5 protein-coding genes are annotated in these 2,936 nt (G+C 59.7%); 1 reads left to right on the top strand and 4 read right to left on the bottom strand.

The features are described from left to right. Window positions 1-29: 29 nt before the first annotated feature. The 4 genes from VLJ37_08850 to VLJ37_08835 all read right to left on the bottom strand — a co-directional run bounded on the left by VLJ37_08850 (window position 30) and on the right by VLJ37_08835 (window position 1,667). On the bottom strand, window positions 30-437 hold the full coding sequence (locus VLJ37_08850) for a hypothetical protein (GenBank protein HSA59777.1): 408 nt from the start codon (window positions 435-437) through the stop codon (window positions 30-32). A gap of 161 nt (window positions 438-598) precedes the next feature. Beyond that, window positions 599-808: a hypothetical protein gene (locus VLJ37_08845; protein ID HSA59776.1), complete on the bottom strand. Its 210-nt coding sequence runs from the start codon at window positions 806-808 to the stop codon at window positions 599-601. Window positions 809-830: 22 nt separating this feature from the next. Beyond that, window positions 831-1,226, bottom strand: coding sequence for a hypothetical protein (locus tag VLJ37_08840; protein ID HSA59775.1), 396 nt, complete (start codon window positions 1,224-1,226; stop codon window positions 831-833). Window positions 1,227-1,250: 24 nt separating this feature from the next. Continuing rightward, window positions 1,251-1,667: a hypothetical protein gene (locus tag VLJ37_08835; protein HSA59774.1), complete on the bottom strand. Its 417-nt coding sequence runs from the start codon at window positions 1,665-1,667 to the stop codon at window positions 1,251-1,253. A gap of 187 nt (window positions 1,668-1,854) precedes the next feature. On the opposite strand from VLJ37_08835, the gene VLJ37_08830 reads away from it, so the two are divergent. Then, window positions 1,855-2,936 (top strand): serine/threonine-protein kinase (locus VLJ37_08830; GenBank protein HSA59773.1); only part of this gene is annotated, 1,082 nt, incomplete at its 3' end.

The following is a 2,936-nucleotide window of genomic DNA, read 5'->3' as shown; positions in this document are numbered from 1 at the left end:
TTCTCCTCAAGGATTCAACTCCACTTCTGTTATCGGCGGAGAATCTCCTGAGTTGAGTCATTCGAGAGGGTGGGCGCGAGATTGCTAGGAATGGATGCGTGAGGACGAATCCAGGCGAGGACCGTCGCGTACGAAAGGTTCTGCGGGAGGGAGAGCCTCACGGCCCGGTAAAACGATCGGACGCTCCAACCCGCGGGGGCGTAGTGTCTCGCGTACCAATCACGGACCAGCATTCTCAAGGACGCCGGCTTCGCGTTGTTCGAGCGCCTGCCCTTGAGCCCGTGCTCCAAACCCTGCCGCCCGTCCCGCTCGTATTTCTTGACGAGCCTCCAGAATGTGACCCGGTGCAGACCCAGGCGATGGCTCGCCTCCCGCGCGGACACGGAATCGGAAAGAAATTCTTCGATGGTTTGGATGCGGAATTGGGTCCGGTTCATGATGGCCTCCTCATGACGCTATGTAGGAGCAATTAAGATGCCAAGCTTGAGAAGATGTAAGTTATTAATTTTACTTGTTTTTCTTGAACCTACCGTCAATCCTTGAAATACACTTTTGAAGAACCTGAAGTCAGAATGGAAGACTCGCCCTTTGAGACCACCTATTTTGTCTTGCTCGCGTACCCAGCCAGAATTGCCGACACAACGGTGCTCACGAAATTGACCACGTAACGGGATTTTTCGGGATCGGGGGTTTCTGTTTTCGGGTCGGGACAAAGCTCCTCCTTGAGCTCCTCGTCCCCTTGCCTCGGAGTGCAGCTGTTGGGCGTTTTGCAGACGCGGTAATAATCGTAATTACAGGGGCTCGACATAAGAGACTCCTTTCGAAGAACATCAGTACGGGATCTTCAACAGGGCATCCATGCCCGCCGCCAGGTCCGCCGGCTCCGCGGTCTTCACAAAACTTCCCAGGGCATCCCTTGCCTCTTGGGCGTAGCGGCAGGCGGGGCTCCTTGTCGATGAGGCGCAATGTGTTTTGACCAGGCCGTCGAGCTTGTCCTTGGCCTCGTGGGCCGCGAGGACTGCCTTCGCCGCATCGATCAATCCAAGGCGGATGGCATAGCTGTCGTCGGTTTCACCGGCGCACCGAAGCGGCATCCCGCAACGGTCCGTCGGATTGTCCTTGAGGTAGGCCTGGAGCTGATCGCGCGACACCTCGCCGCTCTCCATCTTCCGGGCGATATGTTCGATGTAGCGCTCGGCGGTCTCAGAAACATGAATCCAAGACATAAATGTTCTCCTTCTATGATCAATTCAGAAGTCAAACTCAGGCGGCGGGAGGTCCGCGCCCAGGCTGTGGGTGTTTTGAAGGTCCGACAATCCCTTCCGGGCCTTGGCCATGGTCTCGGCGTGGCGGTTCTCCTCGGCGGTCATCTGTTGGCGGTATTCGAGGAGGGAGACCTGAAGCTTCGTGTCCAGTTTCTCGATCCCCACCTCCAACTGGGCGGCCAACTGCATCTCGCTGTCGAGGCCTGCCTGCAATAGGGCGATTCGTTGGGTCATGATCTGTCCCAACGCGACCGTCTTGTTGTTGTCCGAGGCGTACTTAATGGCCTCCTGCTCGGCCTGGTGTGCGGCCTTGGCCGCGGCTTCCTGGGCCTCCTGAGCGGCCTTGGCCGCCGAATAGGCTCCCCCTGAAAAAACATCCGCCAAGGCCTCTATGAAACCCATGGCGCTCTCCTTCCAAACTGCTGATGTGCAAGGCCAGTGCCAAAAGACAGCCATTGCCAGGTACACACATAATTAATTGATAAATCAGGACGTTAATCATTAATGACGAAAGTCAAAGTCGCGATTAACTGATTCTTTGAAGATTCAATTTTGAAGAAATTGTAGCTGGCGCTATAATGGACGCCTCTTGAAACCCCGCTATCAAATCATCCGCCCCCTGGGCGAAGGCGGCATGGGCCGGGTCTTTCTGGCGGAGGACCGGAAGGAAGGGCGGAAGGTCGCCCTCAAGTTCCTGCCGGAGGGGGCCGATCCCAAGATGGCACAGGCCCTCAAGGACGAGGTCGCCCTCCTCTCGCGCCTGTCGCATCCTTCGCTCATCGCCCTCTACGATTACGACGACGGACACGCCCGCATCGCCGGCGCGCCGGAGGGGCCCTTTTTTTCGATGGAATACGTCGAAGGCGAGACCCTGGACCGGGCCGCGGCAGCGATGACCCCGGAGAAACTCCTCGACCTCTTCGTCGCCCTCTGCCGCGGCCTGCACTACCTGCACGCGCGCGGCATCCTTCACCGGGACATTAAACCCGAAAATGTCGTGGTCACATCCGTCGGAACGCCCAAGCTCCTGGATTTCGGACTCGCGGGCGTCTTGAAGGCAGGCCGCCAGCAACCGGCCGCGGGGACCATCGCCTACATGGCTCCGGAGGCCCGGGCGGGACTCTACGACACGCGCTCCGACCTCTATTCGCTGGGCGTCGTCTTTCAGGAGATTCTCAAGGGCCGCCCGACCACGCCGAAGTTCTTGGCGGAGATCGTGGACCGGCTTCGCGCCCCCGATCCGGCCAAGCGGCCCTACTCGGCGCTGTCCTTGATCAAGTTCTTGAACCGCCACGTCGAGCGGCCCTTCGACCTCAGGGCGGAAATGGAGACCTTGGCCGTCCTATCCAAGCCGGCTTGGATCCCGCGGGCGGAGGAAAAGAAGATCAACCGCCTCTTGGACGATTGGAAAAAGTCCGGGGGGACGCGTGTCGTCGCCGTCACGGGCCCGACGGGCATCGGACGGAGCCGTTTCGTGGACGAGATCCGATGGTCCCTCAGGCTGGAGGGCCTGTCCTTCGAAACCGTCACGTCGGAGACGTTCGACGCCTGGAAGGGCCGCGAAGCGCCGGAGGCGTGCGTGATTCACTTGGCGGACCTCCACGAATGGCCCGCCGCCCTCCTTCCGCTCCTTCAGATCGAGGTCCATCGCGCCGCGCGCCGGGGCCGCCC

The sequence above is a fragment of the bacterium genome (genome assembly GCA_035454885.1).
Lineage (GTDB): Bacteria > UBA10199 > UBA10199 > JACPAL01.
Note: the sequence above shows the minus strand (reverse complement) of the source record. Positions and strands in the feature narration are given on the sequence as shown.